This window comes from Streptomyces sp. NBC_01451 (assembly GCF_036227485.1).
Lineage (GTDB): Bacteria > Actinomycetota > Actinomycetes > Streptomycetales > Streptomycetaceae > Streptomyces.
In genome coordinates this window covers 9,120,412-9,137,372 of the sequence record NZ_CP109479.1, presented here as the reverse complement: position 1 = coordinate 9,137,372, position 16,961 = coordinate 9,120,412, and the positions used below count along the sequence as shown (strand labels likewise).

General features: G+C 71.3%; 11 protein-coding genes and 1 pseudogene. 5 read left to right on the top strand and 7 right to left on the bottom strand.

Annotation, left to right across the window (positions count from 1 at the left end; translation table 11 throughout):
• The first annotated feature begins 44 nt into the window (after positions 1–44).
• Complete coding sequence (locus OG595_RS40330; protein ID WP_329281015.1) at positions 45–611, top strand: cysteine hydrolase family protein; 567 nt, start codon at positions 45–47, stop codon at positions 609–611.
• A gap of 3 nt (positions 612–614) precedes the next feature.
• Here the strand turns inward: OG595_RS40330 and OG595_RS40325 are convergent, their stop codons facing one another.
• Positions 615–2,114, bottom strand: a complete 1,500-nt coding sequence (locus tag OG595_RS40325; protein WP_329281013.1) for an acyl-CoA synthetase — start codon at positions 2,112–2,114, stop codon at positions 615–617.
• Positions 2,115–2,226: 112 nt separating this feature from the next.
• Here OG595_RS40325 and OG595_RS40320 point away from each other — a divergent pair, with 112 nt between their 5' ends.
• Complete coding sequence (locus OG595_RS40320) at positions 2,227–4,665, top strand: penicillin acylase family protein (RefSeq protein ID WP_329281011.1); 2,439 nt, start codon at positions 2,227–2,229, stop codon at positions 4,663–4,665.
• A 141-nt stretch (positions 4,666–4,806) separates the two neighbouring features.
• Here OG595_RS40320 and OG595_RS40315 read toward each other — a convergent pair whose 3' ends face one another.
• The gene (locus OG595_RS40315) at positions 4,807–6,357 is read right to left on the bottom strand and encodes an acyl-CoA synthetase (protein WP_329283572.1); all 1,551 of its coding nucleotides are present in this window, start codon (positions 6,355–6,357) and stop codon (positions 4,807–4,809) included.
• An 8-nt stretch (positions 6,358–6,365) separates the two neighbouring features.
• Positions 6,366–7,523, bottom strand: coding sequence for an NAD(P)H-dependent flavin oxidoreductase (locus OG595_RS40310; protein WP_329281009.1), 1,158 nt, complete (start codon positions 7,521–7,523; stop codon positions 6,366–6,368).
• Positions 7,524–7,705: 182 nt separating this feature from the next.
• Here OG595_RS40310 and OG595_RS40305 point away from each other — a divergent pair, with 182 nt between their 5' ends.
• Positions 7,706–9,484, top strand: coding sequence for a serine hydrolase (locus OG595_RS40305; RefSeq protein WP_329281007.1), 1,779 nt, complete (start codon positions 7,706–7,708; stop codon positions 9,482–9,484).
• 26 nt (positions 9,485–9,510) lie between these two features.
• Here the strand turns inward: OG595_RS40305 and OG595_RS40300 are convergent, their stop codons facing one another.
• The 4 genes from OG595_RS40300 to OG595_RS40285 form a co-directional block, all read right to left on the bottom strand.
• On the bottom strand, positions 9,511–11,106 hold the full coding sequence (locus OG595_RS40300) for a phytoene desaturase family protein (RefSeq protein WP_329281006.1): 1,596 nt from the start codon (positions 11,104–11,106) through the stop codon (positions 9,511–9,513).
• Between the two features lie 66 nt (positions 11,107–11,172).
• Positions 11,173–13,407, bottom strand: a complete 2,235-nt coding sequence (locus tag OG595_RS40295) for a serine/threonine-protein kinase (RefSeq protein WP_329281004.1) — start codon at positions 13,405–13,407, stop codon at positions 11,173–11,175.
• Positions 13,408–13,462: 55 nt separating this feature from the next.
• A complete protein-coding gene (locus tag OG595_RS40290) occupies positions 13,463–14,272 on the bottom strand; it encodes an oxygenase MpaB family protein (RefSeq protein ID WP_443073299.1) in 810 nt (269 codons plus the stop codon).
• 170 nt (positions 14,273–14,442) lie between these two features.
• Positions 14,443–15,141 carry a TetR/AcrR family transcriptional regulator gene (locus OG595_RS40285; RefSeq protein WP_329281000.1) on the bottom strand — a complete coding sequence of 233 codons (699 nt, stop codon included), beginning with the start codon at positions 15,139–15,141 and terminating at the stop codon, positions 14,443–14,445.
• A 154-nt stretch (positions 15,142–15,295) separates the two neighbouring features.
• On the opposite strand from OG595_RS40285, the gene OG595_RS40280 reads away from it, so the two are divergent.
• The gene (locus OG595_RS40280; RefSeq protein WP_443073298.1) at positions 15,296–16,243 is read left to right on the top strand and encodes a sensor histidine kinase; all 948 of its coding nucleotides are present in this window, start codon (positions 15,296–15,298) and stop codon (positions 16,241–16,243) included.
• A pseudogene (locus tag OG595_RS40275) lies at positions 16,240–16,892 on the top strand (response regulator). The gene OG595_RS40280 and the pseudogene OG595_RS40275 overlap by 4 nt, the downstream one beginning before the upstream one ends.
• Positions 16,893–16,961 lie beyond the last annotated feature (69 nt).

Below are 16,961 nucleotides of genomic sequence, written 5' to 3'. Positions count from 1 at the left end.
GGTGGCGCTATCAGGATTCGCGCCGAGGAGACGAAGAGGTTCCCATGACGACCCTGTCCGACCGCCCGAACAGCGCACTGCTCGTCATCGACGTCCAGAACCAAGTGGTGGACGGCGCCCACAACCGCGACGAGGTGCTCGCGAACATCAACACCCTCGTCGACAAGGCCCGTGCGGAGGGCGTGCCCGTGGTCTGGGTGCAGCACTCCAGCGACGAGCTGAAGTCGGGCAGCGAAGGCTGGGAGTACGTGCCGGAACTGGTCCGCCGCGACAGCGAGCCGCTGGTCCACAAGAAATACGGCGACTCCTTCGAGGCCACCGAGCTGGAGGACGTGCTCGCCGAGCACGGGGTCGGCCGACTGGTCGTCACGGGTGCCCAGACCGACGCGTGTGTCCGTTCCACCCTGCACGGCGGCCTGGTGCGCGGGTACGACGTGACGCTCGTCGGTGACGCCCACACCACGCAGGACCTCACGAAGTACGGCGCTCCGGCACCCGCCGAAGTGATCGCGCACACCAACCTCTACTGGCAGTACCAGAGCGCCCCCGGGCGCACCGCCGGGACGGTCAGCACCTCGGAGGCGGCCTTCACCGCCGCTGAGGAGGGCTGACGGTCAGGAATCCGCGAACCGGTCCCTCAGCTCGCGCTTGAGGATCTTCCCGCTCGCGTTGCGCGGCAGCTCGTCCACGAACAGAACCCGCTTCGGTGCCTTGAAGTGGGCGAGCTTCTCGCGGGCGTGGGCGACGAGTTCGTCCTCCGTCACCTCGCCGCGCGCGACGACGACCGCCGTGACCGCCTCGATCCAGCGCTCGTCGGGAAGGCCGACGACGGCCACCTCGGCGACCGCCTCGTGGGTGTACAGGGCGTCCTCGACCTGACGTGAGGCGATCAGTACGCCACCGGAGTTGATGACGTCCTTCACCCGGTCGACGACGGTGTAGAAGCCGTCGGCGTCCCGGACGGCCAGGTCACCGGAGTGGAACCAGCCGTCGCGGAAAGCGGCTGTCGTCTCCTCGGGCTTGTCCCAGTAGCCCTCGCACAGCTGCGGGGACCGGTAGACGACCTCGCCGGCCGTGCCGTCGGCCACCTCCACACCGTTCTCGTCGACCACCCGCGCGTCCACGAACAGAACCGGGCGCCCGCAGGAGTCCAGCCGGCCCTTGTGCTCGTAGGGCCCCAGAACCATGGAGAGGGGGCCGATCTCGCTCTGGCCGAAACAGTTGTAGAAGGCGAGTTTCGGGAGCCGCTCGCGCAGCCGCTCCAGGACGGGGACCGGCATGATCGACGCCCCGTAGTACGCCTTGCGCAGTCCGCTCAGGTCGCGGGTCGCGAAGTCGGGGCGGCCCGCGAGGCCGATCCACACGGTCGGCGGTGCGAACAGGCTGTCCGCCCGACCGGCTTCGACGAGGTCGAGGATCGCGTCGCCGTCCGGTGCGTCGAGGATGACGTTCGGGGCGCCTACCGCGAGATAGGGCAGTAGGAACACGTGCATCTGCGCCGAGTGGTAGAGGGGCAGCGAGTGCACGGGCCGGTCACCGGGGCTCAGGTCGAGGGCGGCGATCGCGCTCAGGTACTCGTGCACCAGGGAGCGGTGGGTCATCATCGCGCCCTTGGGCAGCGCGGTGGTCCCGGAGGTGTACAGCAATTGCACCAGGTCCTCGGTGCGCGACTCGGGACCGTCGTAGGGCGCGGTGTCGGCCAGCCGGGCGAGCAGTGAGCCGTCGGCGTCGCGCAGCGGCAGGGTCCGCACGCCGTCGGGGAGCCGGTCGGCGAGGTCCGGGTCCGCCAGGACCAGGGTGCTGCCGGACTGGTCCACGATGTAGGTGAGATCGTCGCCGGTGAGGTTCTGGTTGACGGGGACGTGCACGAGTCCGGCCCGGGCGCAGGCGAGGAAGGCGATCAGGTAGGCGTCCGAGTTGTGGCCGTAGGCGCCGACCCGGTCGCCGGGGGCCAGGCCTTCGGCACGCAGAACGCCCGCCGCACGGGAGACGGCCTCGTCGAGTTCCTCGTACGTCCAGACCCGCTCGCGGTACTCGACCGCCGTCCGCGCCGGAACGCGCTGGGCGCTGCGCCGCAGCACTCCGTCAACCGTGCTCCCGTATTGCTGCGTCATAGCCCATGATCCTCGTTCCGTCACCGAACGAGGTCAAGCACCGGAGGGGGTCAGGGAACATACCCGTTGGTACGCTCAACCGCTTCTTCCCTCAATGACGTTGGGAGGCACGATGCGCACCCGTTTGAGACGGCTCGTCGTCACGGCCGCCGCATTACTCACCGCCACGACAGCACTGCCCGCCGCCACGGCGCAGAGCGGGCCGTCACAGGCATCGCAGGCGCCACAGCAACATCCGTCCCACGGCGGTCTGTCCGCCGTGATCCGCTACACCGAGTACGGCATCCCGCACATCGTCGCGAAGGACTACGCGAACCTCGGCTTCGGCAGTGGCTGGGCGCAGGCCGCCGACCAGGTGTGTGTGCTCGCCGACGGTTTCGTGACCCTGCGCGGGGACCGCTCGCGCTGGTTCGGGCCCGAGGCGGCGAGCGACTTCTCGCTCTCCGACGCCTCCGACAACCTCTCCAGCGATCTGTACTTCCGTGGAGTGCGGGACAACGGCACGGTCGAGCGGCTGATCGCCCAGCCCGCGCCGCTGGGCCCGAGCAAGGCCGTCAAGGACCTGATGAACGGCTGGGCGGCCGGCTACAACGCCTGGCTGAAGCAGAACCGATTCAAAGACCCGGCCTGCGCGGGCGCCGCCTGGGTCCGGCCCGTGACGGGTCTCGACGTGGCCACCCGCGCCTACGCCCTCGCGGTGCTCGGCGGACAGGGCGGCCTCGTCGACGCGATCACCGCCGCGCAGCCGCCGGCCGCGTCCACCACAGGCACGACCACGGCCACGGAGTCCGCTCTCCCGGGCGCCTCCGCCGCCGCCAAGGGTGCGCGCGAGCTGTTCGACCTCTCCGACATGGGTTCCAACGCCGTCGCGTTCAACGGCAGTACGACCGCCGACGGCCGCGGCCTGCTGCTCGGCAACCCGCACTACCCGTGGCAGGGCGGACGCCGGTTCTGGCAGTCCCAGCAGACCATCCCGGGTGAACTGAACGTCGCGGGCGGGTCGTTGCTCGGCTCTCCGACGATCTCCATCGGGTACAACGCGAACGTGGCGTGGAGCCACACCGTCTCGACCGGTGTGCCGCTCAGCCTCCACCAGCTGAAGCTGGATCCCGCCGACCCGACGACGTACCTGGTCGACGGCAGGCCCGAGCGGATGACACGCCGGTCGGTGACCGTCCCGGTGAAGGACGGCTCGCCGGTGACCCGCACCCAGTGGTGGACCCGCTACGGCCCCGTCGTCCTCTCCCCCGCCGGCAATCTCCCGTTGCCCTGGACCACGACGACGGCGTACGCGCTCAACGACCCGAACGCGGCGAACCTGCGCTTCTACGACACCTCGCTCGGCTTCAGCAAGGCGCGCGGTACCGCCGACGTCCTCAACTCCCTCGACCAGCACCAGGGCATACCCTGGGTGAACACCGTCGCCGCCGACTCCTCGGGGCACTCCCTGTTCGCCCAGTCGCAGGTACTCCCCCGGATCACCGACGAGTTGGCCGCCGCCTGCTCGACGCCGCTCGGCAAGGTCCTCTACCCGGCGGCGGGCGTCGCGGTCCTCGACGGCTCTCGCGCCGACTGCGCGATCGGCGACGACCCGGACGCAGTGGCGCCCGGAATCTTCGGGCCCGCGCGGATGCCGACGCTGAAGGACACGCCGTACGTCGAGAACTCCAACGACAGCGCGTGGCTGACCAACCTCGACAAGCCGATCACCGGCTACGAGCGGATCTTCGGCCCGGTGCGCACGGCCGCCTCACCGCGTACCCGTGGTGCCGTCGCCGATGTGGCGGCGCTGGCCGCGAAGGGCGGGCTGACGGTCGCGGATCTCCAGCGGCAGCAGTTCGCGAACCGTTCGACGTCGGGCGCGCTGGCCGCCGCCGACGCGGCCCGGGCCTGCGCGGCCCTGCCGGGCGGTACGGCAACCAGTAGCTCCGGTACGGCAGTTGACGTCAGCCAGGCGTGCGGTGTGCTGGCGTCCTGGGACCGCACCATGAACAGCGACAGCCGGGGGGCGCTGCTCTTCGACCGCTTCTGGCGCAAGCTGCTCGGCGCTGTGCCATCCGCGCAGCGCTGGAAGGTGCCGTTCTCTGCGGCGGACCCGGTCGGTACCCCCAACACGCTCAACACGGACGCGCCGGGCTTCACCAGGGCCCTCGCCGACGCGGTGACGGAGCTGCGCGCGGCGGGCATCCCGCTGGACGCCCGGCTCGGCGACCACCAGTACGTCGTACGGAACGGTCGGCGCCTGCCGGTCGGCGGCGGCACCGAGTCCCTGGGAGTGTGGAACAAGATCGAGCCCGTGTGGGACACGGCGAACGGCGGCTACCGGGACAACGCGTTCGGGTCCAGTCACATCCAGGCCGTGGGCTGGGACGGCAGCCGCTGCCCGGTGGCCCGCACGCTGCTGACGTACTCCCAGTCGTCGAATCCGAACTCGCCCCACTTCGCGGACCAGACTCGGCTGTTCTCGGCCGAGAAGTGGGTCAAGGCACGGTTCTGCGAGAAGGACATCCTGTCGTCGCCCGCGCTGCGGGTGATCCGGGTGCACGGCTGATGAACTGCCGGACGGACTGACCTACCGAAGGCCTGATGCCCCGAAGGCCCGAAGGACATGAGTACGGTCGGTCCGGTGTGGTTCCGCCCCGTCGCCGGGGCGGGACCACACCGCGGTTCGCGCCACCGTTCACACGGCCGCTCACACTGGCCGCGTACGGCCCTCCCAGTACGGGTCGCGCAACCGCCGTTTGTACAGCTTGCCGTTGGGATCGCGCGGCATTCGGTCGATGAAGTCGACGCTCTTGGGCCGCTTGTACCCGGCGAGTTGGCGCGCGCAGTGGCCGAGGATCTCGGTGGCGAGGTCGGGCCCCGGCACATGTCCGGGCGCCGCCTCCACGACCGCCTTGACCTCCTCGCCCCAGTCGTCGTTCGGGATGCCGAAGGCGGCGGCGTCGGCGACGGCGGGGTGGGCGAGCAGGGCGGACTCGATCTCGGCCGGGTAGATGTTGACCCCGCCCGAGATGATCATGTCGATCTTGCGGTCCCGGAGGAAGAGGTAGCCGTCCTCGTCGAGGACACCCAGGTCGCCGACGGTGAAGAAGTCCCCGATGCGGTTCTTCCGCGTCTTGCCCTCGTCCTTGTGATACGCGAAGCCGCCGGTGCTCATCTTCATGTAGACGGTGCCGAGTTCGCCGGGCGGCAGCCGGTTGCCGTCGTCGTCGAAGATCGCGAGTTCACTGATCGGCCAGGCCTTGCCGACCGTGCCGGGCTTCTTCAGCCAGTCCTCGGCGGTCGCGAACGCCCCGCCGCCCTCACTGGCCGCGTAGTACTCCTCCACACAGTCGCCCCACCAGTCGATCATGGCCCGTTTCACATGGTCGGGGCAGGGCGCGGCACCATGGATGGCGTGCCGCATGGACGACACGTCGTACGCCCGCCGCACCCGTTCCGGCAGCGCCAGCAGCCGGTGGAACTGGGTCGGCACCATGTGGGTGTGCGTGCACTTGTGGGCGTCGATGACGCGGAGCATCTCCTCCGGCGTCCACTTGTCCATCAGTACCAGGCGGTGCCCGATGTGCAGGGACGCGCCCGCGAACTGGAGCACTGCGGTGTGGTAGAGCGGCGAGCAGACGAGGTGGACGTTCCCGCCGAACGGCTTGATGCCGAAGATGCCGAGGAACCCGCCGAGGTACGCCTCCTCGGGCGGCTTGCCCTGCAACGGGCGCCGGATGCCGCGCGGACGGCCCGTGGTGCCCGAGGTGTAGTTCATGACCCAGCCGAGGGTGCGCTCGTCGGGCGGCGACTCGGGCTGTCCGTCGAGGAGCCCGGCGTACGGCCGGAATCCGTCGACCTCGCCGACCGCGTACCGCCGCTCCGCCGGAAGCTGTGCCTCGTCGGCGGCGGCTCGGGCCGCGTCGGCGAACCGCTCGTGCGCGATGAGCACCTTGGCGCCGGAGTCGGAGACGATCCAGGCGATCTCGGGCCCGACGAGGTGGTGGTTGACCGGGACCAGGTAGAACCCGGCCTGGGAGGCGGCCAGGTACGCCACGAGGAACTCGACGCCGTTGGGCAGGACCACGGCGAAGGCGTCACCGCGTTCGAGTCCGGCGGCGCGCAGCCCGTGGACCAGTTGGTTGGTGGCGGCGTGCAGCCGTCCGGCGGTCCACTGCTCACCGTCCGGCGCGATGAGGACCATGCGCTCGGGGTCGGCGGCGGCCTGCGCCCAGAAACCGTTGGGGCTCTCGCTCACCTTCTCGCTCAAGACTGGCCGCCCTTTCCGTCCGTGTCGCTTCCCTCGGCATTGCTTCCGTCGGCGTTCCGTCCCGCGATCCGGTTGACTCGGTTCACGGCCTCCTCGAAACCGCTGGTCAGGTCGTCGAAGACGGCCTGGACGCTCCGCTCGCTGTTCATCCGGCCGACGATCTGACCGACCGGTGTGCCGAGGAGCGGTGCGACCTCGTACTTCTGGATGCGCGACACGGCCTCGGCGACGAGCAGCCCCTGCAGGGGCATGGGGAGGGTGCCGGGTCCGTCGGGGGAGTCCCAGGCGTCGGTCCAGTCGGTGCGGAGCTGACGTGCGGGTTTGCCGGTCAGGGCGCGGGAGCGGACGGTGTCGCCCGAGCCGGCCGCGAGCAGTTTCTGCGTGATCGCGGTCGAGTGCATGTCGGCCTCGGTGACGGTCAGCCAGAGGGAGCCCAGCCAGACCCCCTGGGCGCCGAGGGCGAGCGCCGCGGCCACCTGCCGTCCGCTGCCGATACCGCCGGCGGCGAGCACCGGCAACGGGTCGACGGCGTCGACGACTTCGGGAGTCAGCACCATGGAGGCGATCTCGCCGGTGTGCCCTCCCGCCTCGTAGCCCTGCGCGACGACGATGTCGATGCCGCCCTCGGCGTGCTTGCGCGCGTGCCGGGCGCTGCCCGCGAGGGCCGCGACAAGCACATTCTGGTCGTGCGCGCGGGCCACGACATCGGCGGGCGGCGAGCCCAGGGCGTTCGCCAGCAGTTTGATCGGGTAGTCGAAGGCCACGTCGAGCTGGCTGCGGGCGACCTGTTCCATCCACCCCGTGATGCGCCACCCGGACGCCTCGCCCTCGGCCAGCTCGGGCACGCCGTACTTGGCCAGGGTGTCCCGGACGAACTGGCGGTGCCCCTCGGGGATCATCGCCTCGACCTCGGCCTCGGTCACCCCCTCGACCTTCCGGGCCGGCATGACGACGTCCAGGCCGTACGGCCGGCCGTCGACATGGGCCTCGATCCAGTCCAGGTCGCGTTTGAGGTCGTCCGGCGCCGTGTATCGGACCGCGCCGAGCACCCCGAAACCCCCGGCCCGGCTGATGGCCGCGGCGACGGCGGGGAACGGCGTGAAGCCGAAGACGGCGTGCTCGATTCCCAGTTTCTTGCTCAGCTCCGTCTGCATGGCCGCAGGATGCCGCAGTCCTCCGGACGAGGGAAGACCTTTTCTGATACACCGTCAGATTCTTGGCCGTGAGAACCCTCGCGGCCCGCATACGGTTGACACGCGCCTCGGGTGACACGAATGTTTCACCCTGCGGGACAGTCGCGAAAAATACTTTCAGACGGTGCGCCGGGAGGCCCTCGATGACGGAAGACGCGGCGGGCGACAGGCTGACGCGACGTCAGCTGGTCGGCCGGACCATGGCGTTGGGCGGCGCCCTGGCCTTCGCCTCCCTCCCCGCCGGACCGGCCGAGGCCACCCCCAGGACAACGGGCCGACACCCGGCCCTGCGTCACGGCTCACCCGAACGGGCCGGGCTCCTCCCCCGGCACCTGGACCAACTGGTCGCGGACGCCGAGGCGTTCCTCGCCCCCTCCCCGAACCACCCCTGGTACGCGGGCGCGGTGCTGCTCGCCGGCCGCGGCTCCACCGTGGCCCTCCATCGGCCGATCGGCATGGCGGTGCGCTATGCGGCCTACGACGAACAGACGGACACCGGCGTCGAGTTCCCGGCCTCGGAGCAGATCCGGATGTCCGAGGACACGGTGTTCGACCTCGCCTCGGTCTCCAAGCTGTTCACGTCGATCCTGGCCGTGCAGCAACTGGAGCGGGGCGCACTGGAGCTGGAGGGAAGGGTCGCCGCGTATCTGCCGGAGTTCGCGCGGGCCGGCAAGCAGGGGGTGACGATCCGTCAACTTCTCACCCATACATCGGGATTCCGCGCCTGGATCCCGCTCTACAACGCCCCGTCCCGAGAGGAGAAACTCGAACTCATCTGGAACCAGGCGCCCCTGAACCCGCCGGGCACCAAGTACCTCTACTCGGACCTCAATCTGATCTCGCTCCAGCTGGTCCTGGAGAAGATCACCGGCCTCCCCCTGGACACCCAGCTCCGCGAGCGGATCACCGCTCCGCTCGGCATGCACCGCACGCGCTACAACCCGCCCGCCTCCTGGAAACCGGCGATCGCCGCCACCGAGGACGCCCGCGCGCCCTGGTCCGGCCTCGACCGGGGCCTGGTGTGGGGCGAGGTGCACGACGAGAACGCCTACAGTCTCGGCGGAGTCGCCGGCCACGCGGGCGTCTTCTCGTCAGCCTGGGACCTGGCCGTTCTCGGCCGCACGCTGCTCAACGGCGGCGCCTACGGCAGGGCGCGCATCCTGTCGCCGGCGTCGGTCGAGCTGATGTTCACCGACTTCAACACGGCCTTCCCCGGGGACGAGCACGGACTCGGTTTCGAGCTCTACCAGCACTGGTACATGGGCGCGATGGCCACACCCCGCACCGCGGGGCACACCGGCTTCACCGGCACCTCGCTCGTCCTCGACCCGACGACCGACTCCTTCCTCGTCGTCCTCGGCAACTCCGTGCACCCCGTGCGCAGTTGGCGCTCCGGGTCCGCGCCCCGGGTCGCCGCCGCGAACAACCTGGCCCGCGCGGTGCCGGTCCGGCCCCGTCACGGACGTACGGCCTGGTTCTCCGGCATGGCGAGCGCGACGACGGCTACGCTCACCCTCCCGCCCCTCGCCACCACCGCCCGCTCCCGTCTGCGCTGCGCCCTGTGGTGGGACACCGAGCCGCAGTCGGACGTCCTGGTCCTGGAGTCCTCTGCCGACGGCGGCACGACCTGGCAGCCGGTCCCGTTCATGACAGCGACCCCGGACGGCACCGCGCACGAGCATCAGACGGGTTCGGTCACCGGCTGGTCGGGGCGCGTCTGGCAGCGCCTCTCGGCGGACCTTCCCGCCGCACCGGCCCTTGTCCTGCGCTGGCGGTACACGACCGATCGGCTGTACACCGGCCGTGGAGCGTACGTGGACGGCCTGACCGTACGCGGCACCGACGGCACCGCGTTCGACGAGACGCGCCCGGCGGACGCGGCACGTATCGAGGCGGTGGGCTGGACCGCGTCCACGAACTGACCCGGCGAACCCGCCGGAACCCGCGCTCAGCCCTCGTCCGCCTCCAGCACGGCCATGGCCGCGTTGTGTCCCGGCACCCCGCTCACCCCGCCCCCGCGAACCGCGCCCGCCCCACACAGCAGGACGTTCGCGTTCCCGGTCTCCACTCCCCAGCGTCCGCTGTCCTCCTGGGCGTACGGCCAGCTCAGGTCGCGGTGGAAGATGTTGCCGCCGGGCAGGCGCAGGTCGCGTTCCAGGTCGAGGGGGGTCTTCGCCTCGATGCAGGGACGTCCGTCGGCGTCGGTGGCCAGGCAGTCCGCGAGGGATTCGGCGAGGTGGGCGTCGAGCTGGGCGAGGGTGGATTTCAGGAGCTCGTCCCGTACCGCGTCGTGGTCGCGCGTGAACAGCCGTGCGGGCGTGTGCAGGCCGAAGAGGGTCAGCGTCTGGTAGCCCCGCTCGACGAGGTCCGGGCCGAGGATCGTCGGGTCGGTGAGCGAGTGGCAGTAGATCTCGGACGGCGGTGCGGCGGGCAGTTCACCGGCCGTCGCCTGGGCATGGGCGGCGGCCAGCTGCTCGTACCCCTCGGCGATGTGGAAGGTCCCGGCGAACGCCTCGCGCGGGTCGACGGAGGTGTCCTTGAGCCTCGGCAGCCGGGTGAGCAGCATGTTCACCTTGAGCTGGGCACCCTCGGCGGGGCTCGGCGGCGCCTCCCCCGTCAGCGCGGCCAGTTCCTGCGGCGAGGCGTTCACCAGGACATGCCGGGCGCCGACCGTGCCCTCCCCGTCGGCCGTCCGGTAGGTCACCTCGGCGGCGCGGCCGTCCGTGTCCACCCGCACGGCCTCGTGGCCGGTGGCCAGCACGGCGCCCGCGTTCCGGGCGGCGGCGGCCAGCGCGTCGGTCAGGGCGCCCATGCCGCCCACGGGCACGTCCCAGGCGCCGGTGCCGCCGCCGATGACGTGGTAGAGGAAGCAGCGGTTCTGCCGCAGGGAGGGGTCGTGGGCGTCTGCGAAGGTGCCGATCAGGGCGTCGGTGAGGACGACACCGCGTACGAGGTCGTCCTCGAAGTTCGCTTCGACGGCGGCGCCGATCGGCTCCTCGAAGAGGGTGCGCCAGGCGTCCTCGTCGTCGATGCGGCGGCGGAGCTCGCCACGGATGGGCAGGGGCTCGGTCAGGGTGGGGAACACCCTTTCGGCGACGCGGCCGGTCATGGCGTAGAAACGCTGCCAGGACTCGTACTCGCGTTCCCCTCCGGTGAGGCGCGCGAAGGCCTCGCGGGTGCGGCGCTCACCGCCGCCGACGAGCAGTCCGGTGGGCCGGCCGTCCCGTTCCACGGGGGTGTACGAGGAGACGGTGCGCCCGCGCACCCGGAAGTCCAAGCCGAGATCCCGCACGATCTTCCGGGGCAGCAGGCTGACCAGGTAGGAGTAGCGCGACAGCCGGGCGTCCACCCCCGCGAACGGACGGGTCGACACGGCGGCGCCGCCGGTGCCCGCCAGCCGCTCCAGGACCAGCACCGACTTCCCGGCGCGGGCCAGGTAGGCGGCGGCGACGAGGCCGTTGTGGCCGCCGCCGACGATCACCGTGTCGTATCGGTCGTGGCGGACGGGTCGGCCGGATCGGTCGGGGCGCTCGTGTGCGGGCATGGTTCTTCGTAACACGTGATGATCCACCCGGGCCAGAGCTGTACGGCCGAGGGGCCGCCCGCCTGCTCAGTGACCGGACGCCCGCTGCTGTCGCAGTACGGCCACCCTCCGGTACAGCTCGACGGCCTCGGCGGCCCGGCCGAGCTGTTCCAGGCAGTGGGCCTCGTCGTTGCGGCTGGCGAGGGTGTCGGGGTGGTCGGCGCCGAGCACCTGTTCGCGGGCTGCGGCGACCCGCCGGTACTCGGCCAGGGCGTCGGGCCAGCGGCCGAGCCAGCCGAGGCCGACGGCCACCTCGCGGCGGCTGACCAGCGTGTCCGGATGGTCGGCGCCCAGGATCCGTTCACGGATCGCGCACACGTCGCGCGACTCGGCGAGCGCCTCCTCCCAGCGGTCCAGGCGGCCCAGATTGACACCGAGACCGTGCCGGGCACGCAGGGTCTCGGGGTGCGCGGGACCGTTGACGCGCGTGCGGTCGTCGATCAGGTCGCGGTACAGCTTGAGCGCCTCCGCGCTGCGGCCGAGCCGCCCGAGGCTGATACCGACCTCGTAGCGGGCGGCGAGCGTGTCGGGGTGATCGGGGCCGAGCGCCTCGGCGCGCGCCCCGGCGACCTCCTGGTACGTCCGGAGAGCCTCGGGCCAGCGCCCCAACTGGCCGAGCGCGTAGGCGACTTCGTACTGGGTGACCAGCGTGTCGGGATGGGCGCCGCCGAGCACCCGGGCGCGCGCCGACACCACCTCGCAGGCCATGCGGTACGAGTCCTCCAGGCGCCCCAGGCGGCTCAGGTTGAAGGCGAGGTTGTGGCGGCAGCGCAGGGTGTCCGGATGGTCGGGGCCCATCGTGCGCTCCCGGGCGGCCAGGACACTCGTGTAGGCCTGGTGCGCATCGAAGTGACGCCCCAACTGCCCCAGGACGTAAGCCATTTCCTGTCGGGCGGCCAGCGTGTCCGGGTGGTCGGCGCCGAGCACCCGCTCCCGTTCCCGGGCCACATGGGTGTACTCGCGCAGGGCGTCGGCCGCGCGGCCGGTACGGCTGAGGGTGAAGCCGACCTCGTAGCGGCTGGCGAGGGTCTCGGGATGGACGGGTCCGAGGAGGTGCTCGCGTTCGGCGGCGACCGCGCGGTGCACCTCGCCCGCCTCGGCCCACCGGCCGAGACGTCCAAGACTCAGGCCCGCGTTGTGCCGCCCGGCCAGCGCGGTGAGCGTCTGCGGCGAGGGAGCGGGCGGCAGTTGCGGCAGGAGTTCCTCGGGGCAGCCGGTGACCGGGCGGGCGATCCAGTCACCGGTGAGGCCGGCCGACGGGTCCGGGGGCGCGGTGCCGACCCCGGCGCCGGTCGCCTTGTGCCCGGTGGTCATGCCCCGGGTCCAGGACGGCAGCCGGGCGTCACGGGCGGCGGGCTCGGGGTGCCTGAACTGGGGTTGCGGGGTGACGACCGTCGGCACGTACAGCGGAGTGGCCCGGCCCGCGCTGATCCGGCGGGCCAACTCCCTCGCGTCGCGCGGGCGTTCCTCCGGGAGCTTGGCCAGGAGGGCGAGGATGGCCCGTTCCAGGAACTCGGGGATCTCGGAGCGGTGGCTGCGCGGCGGCTCCGGCGGGGTGTCACGGTGCCCTATGAGCACCGCCCACGCGTCGTCGAGGTCGAACGGCGGTACCCCGGTGGCCAGTTCGTAGAGAACGCAGCCGAAGGAGTACAGGTCACTGCGCTGGTCGACCTCGCCACCGCTGATCTGCTCCGGCGACATGTAGTGCGGGGTGCCCATCGCGATTCCGGTGCCGGTGAGCCGGGAGGTGAAGCCGATGTCGTGACCGAGGCGCGCTATGCCGAAGTCGCAGATCTTCACCGTACCGTCGGTCAGCCGCATGATGTTCGCGGGCTTCAGGTCGCGGTGGACGATGCCCTGTTCGTGGGTGTAGGCGAGGGCGGCGGCGACCTGGTCGGCGATGTCGACGACGTCCGGGACGCGCAGCGGATGATGCTTGTTGTCCTCCAGGAGCTGGCTCAGATTGCGCCCGTCCAGCAACTCCATGACGAGATAGAGCACCCCGTCGGACTCGCCGAAGTCGTGCACGACGGTCACCCCGCGGTGCTGCAACGCGGCGGCCACCCGCGCCTCGCGCCGGAACCGTTCCCGCAGGACACGGGTGAAGGAGTGGTCGTGGTGCGGCCCGAGCGGTTTCAGACACTTCACGGCGACCTGCCGCCCCAGCGACTCGTCGCGAGCACGCCACACTTCCCCCATGCCGCCGCGCCCGATCAGATCGATCAGCCGGTACCGGCCCTGGATCAGTCTGGTGTCCGCCATGTCGTGCTGCCGCCCCCGGTCCTGTTCACCCTCCTGGCCCGTCCAGTATGGCGAGCTATCCTCCGAGTTTGTACGGCGCGGGGCGCGAGCCGGGGCCGAGCCGTGACATGGCCCGCAGTACGTGTTTGGGCGGGAGTTGCCAGCGAAGACGTGCGGGAACGCGGCGCAGCAGGGTACCGGTGGCACGCAACTGCCGCGTGACGGTGGCCGGTTCGGCTGCGGCTCTGCCGTACAACTCGTGGGCGTACGGCGGCAGGGAGGCGTACGCCAGCTGCGCCATGCGCCGCCACAGCACCTCACGCGCCGGGACGAGCAGCGGATGCGTCGGCGGACGGCGGAGGAAGTCGTCCACTTCGCGTGCCTCGGCTCCTACGGCCAGTTCGGGCCGGACCTTCTCGAAGTACCCGCGCAACTCGTCCTGGTCGGCCGGTACGGCGTCGGGGTCGAGGCCCACCAGACGGGCACTGACCAGGTGTTCGCGGATGTACCGGTCGGCGTGGGCGTCGGTGATCGGGTATCCGGAGCGCCGCAGGACATGCAGATAGGAGTCGATCTCGGCGCAGTGCACCCACAGCAGCAGTGCGGGTTCGTCGACGCCGTACCGCTCCCCGGTGTCCGGGTCGACGACGGACAGCATGCGGTGGATCTTCCGGACCCGGGCGCCCGCCTTCTCGGCCACGTCCACGGTCCCGTAGGTCGTGGTGCCGACGAAGCTCGCGGTGCGCATCAGCCGGCCCCAGGCTTCCTTCCCGAAGTCGGAGTTCTGCGTGACCCCGCGCACGGTGCGTGGGTGCAGCGCCTGGAAGTACAGCGCGCGGACTCCGGCGATCCACATCATGGGGTCGGCATGGAGCTGCCACGTCACGGACCGTGGACCGAACAGTCCCGGGTCACCTGATTGTGTGCCGTCCACTCGACGCCTCCCTTGTCGGGCTGCCTGAAGGGGCACGCCCTCCACCACGACGCCACCCGCATCCTTCCCCCGGCACCCCTGGGTCATTCCCGCGACGGGCCGTGATGGTACCGGCCCTGATTTCAGCCGCCCTCCCCCGGTTCGGGTGCGGTGACACCGGCGGGGGCATTGCGGAGCATCGCCCTGTAGAGGGCCTCGTGCGCGGGCGAGGGGGGCAGGGTGCCGCGGGCGGGCGCTTCCAGGGACTGGATCATCAGGGCGACGACGCGGCGCCAGGCGTCGGGGGCGGCGTCGCCGGTGGCGTTGACGACGCCGGCGTTGGCCATGTGGATCAGTACCAGGTCGGAGGGGTCGAAGTCCTCGCGGAGACGGCCCGTGGCCTTGGCCCTGCCGATGAGCCGCACCATGCCCTCGTAGGCCTCGTTGCGGCGCTCTTCCATGGCCTTGGCGGTGGGGAAGGTCGTGGTCAGGACGTCGGCGAAACCGTAGTCGGCTGCCTGCATCGCACAGGCGGTCTCGATGTAGCCGACGAAGCCGTGCCAGGGGTCGGGGTCGTCGAGCGCGACGGCGACCGCGTCGGCGTAGGCGTCCATGCGGTCGGCGAACACGGCGGCGACCAGTTCCTCCTTCGTGGGGAAGCGCCGGAAGATCGTGGCGATCCCCACCCCCGCCTCGCGGGCCACGGAGGCCATGGAGGCGTGCAGTCCGTCCCGCGCGAACACCCGGCGTGCGGCAGCGATGATCCGCTCCCGGTTCCGCTCGGCGTCGCTGCGCAGCGGCTGGGCGGCGGGTTCGTCTGGGCGCTGGGCGCGAGGGTTCATACTCGCGAGTTTACCAATCGGATTACCCTATCCACTTCGCGTGCCAGTACGGCTCCAGGCAGGCGGATGAGTATTTCCGGATCTCCGGCACGACGGCACTGAAGCAATCTCGGCAGCAGCGCTGCGCTGGCCCGCCGCTCCGGTACTGGTCACCGTGGCCACGGCCTGGTGGGGATCGTTGCTGCTGCCCATGCTGGCGGTCGTCCTGTACGACCTGGCCGTGGACCGCCGGGCGCGGATCGCGGTGGGCTGTGCTGTCGCCGCGCTGGGTGCCAACCTGCTCAGCTACCGGGCCACCTCCCTGTGGACGGGCCAGTCCTACGCGGCCACGGTGGTCCTGCCGGTGCTGGCCGTGCTCGTCGGGCTGTGGCTGGGCAGCCGGCGCCGTCTGCTTCTGGCGCTGGCGGCCGACGTCGAGCACCTGAGCGTCGAGGCGCGGCTGCGCGAGGAGGCGGCCCGCATCACGGAACGGTCCCGAATCGCCGCCGAGATGCACGACGTCCTGGCCCACCGCCTGAGCCTGATCGCCCTGCACACCGGTGCCCTGGCCACCCGGAGCGACACACTGCCCGCACCGGTCGCCGAACGCCTCGCACTGCTGCGCACGACCTCCGTCGAGGCACTCACCGATCTGCGCGACGTTCTCGGCGTGCTGCGCGACCCCGACGCCGCGCCGGCCGGCGACACCCTCACACCGATGATGAGGGAAGTGGAGGTACTGGCCGACGAGGCGCGCGCCGCCGGCCAGCACATCGACCTGACCACCGACGGCCGTCCCGAACAGGCTCCCACCACCCACCGTCTGGCCGTGTACCGCATCGTCCAGGAAGCTCTGACCAATGCCCGCAAGCACGCCGACGGCGCTGCGGTGACCGTGCGCATCGGCTACGGGCCGCCCGCCACCCTCGTCGAGGTCACCAACCCCGCCGGCGCTCCCCGCACGGACACCGTCGGCAGCGGATACGGACTCATCGGCCTGCGCGAACGCGTCACCGCCCTCGGCGGGCACCTCGACTCCGGACCGGCCGGCGCGGGCGCCTGGCGGCTGACCGCAGGCATCCCCCACCCCGCCGGCGTCCAACAGAACGGCACCCGCACATGATCCGCACCATGATCGTCGACGACGACGCCCTGGTCCGCCTCGGCCTGGCCGACCTCCTCGCCGACGACCCCGGCATCGAGGTCGTCGCCCAGGCCACCGACGGCCTGGAAGCCATCGAACAGGCCACCGCCCACCACATCGACGTCGCCCTCGTCGACGTCCGCATGCCCCGCATGGACGGCATCACCGCCACCGCCCGGCTGCGAGCCCTCCCCCACCCGCCGAAGGTGATCACCCTGACCACCTTCGACCTCGACGAGTACGTCTACGACGCCCTCGCCGCCGGAGCCGACGGCTTCCTGCTCAAGGACACCGACCCCGCCGAAATCCTGCGCGCCGTCCACCTGGTCGCCGCCGGCTCCGCCATGCTCCACCCCACCGCCGCCCGCCGACTCATCGACCGCTACCACGCCACCAACCAGCCCGAGGCAACCGCCGCCAAAGCCCGGCTGGACCGGCTCACCCCCCGCGAACGCGACGTACTCACCCTCCTCGCCCACGGCGACACCAACGCCGACATCGCCACCCGCCTCGGCATGCGCGAGAGCACCGTCAAAGCCCACGTCAGCCGCGTCCTGACCGCACTGGAGGTCACCAACCGCGTCCAGGCCGCGCCCTCCTGGCCCGCGACGCGGGACTCACCCCCTGACAAACCTTCTTCCTCCTCAGCACCGTTCACCCGCACGGTGACGTCGCTCCGGTTCCGCGCCCGGTCGGC

Bases quoted from the DNA above. Each gene is read 5' to 3' on its own strand.
- OG595_RS40320 (WP_329281011.1), top strand. From the start codon at position 2,227: ATGCGCACCCGTTTGAGACGGCTCGTCGTCACGGCCGCCGCATTACTC.
- OG595_RS40325 (WP_329281013.1), bottom strand. From the start codon at position 2,114: ATGACGCAGCAATACGGGAGCACGGTTGACGGAGTGCTGCGGCGCAGC.
- OG595_RS40330 (WP_329281015.1), top strand. From the start codon at position 45: ATGACGACCCTGTCCGACCGCCCGAACAGCGCACTGCTCGTCATCGAC.
- OG595_RS40295 (WP_329281004.1), bottom strand. From the start codon at position 13,407: ATGGCGGACACCAGACTGATCCAGGGCCGGTACCGGCTGATCGATCTG.
- OG595_RS40305 (WP_329281007.1), top strand. From the start codon at position 7,706: ATGACGGAAGACGCGGCGGGCGACAGGCTGACGCGACGTCAGCTGGTC.
- OG595_RS40310 (WP_329281009.1), bottom strand. From the start codon at position 7,523: ATGCAGACGGAGCTGAGCAAGAAACTGGGAATCGAGCACGCCGTCTTC.
- OG595_RS40285 (WP_329281000.1), bottom strand. From the start codon at position 15,141: ATGAACCCTCGCGCCCAGCGCCCAGACGAACCCGCCGCCCAGCCGCTG.
- OG595_RS40300 (WP_329281006.1), bottom strand. From the start codon at position 11,106: ATGCCCGCACACGAGCGCCCCGACCGATCCGGCCGACCCGTCCGCCAC.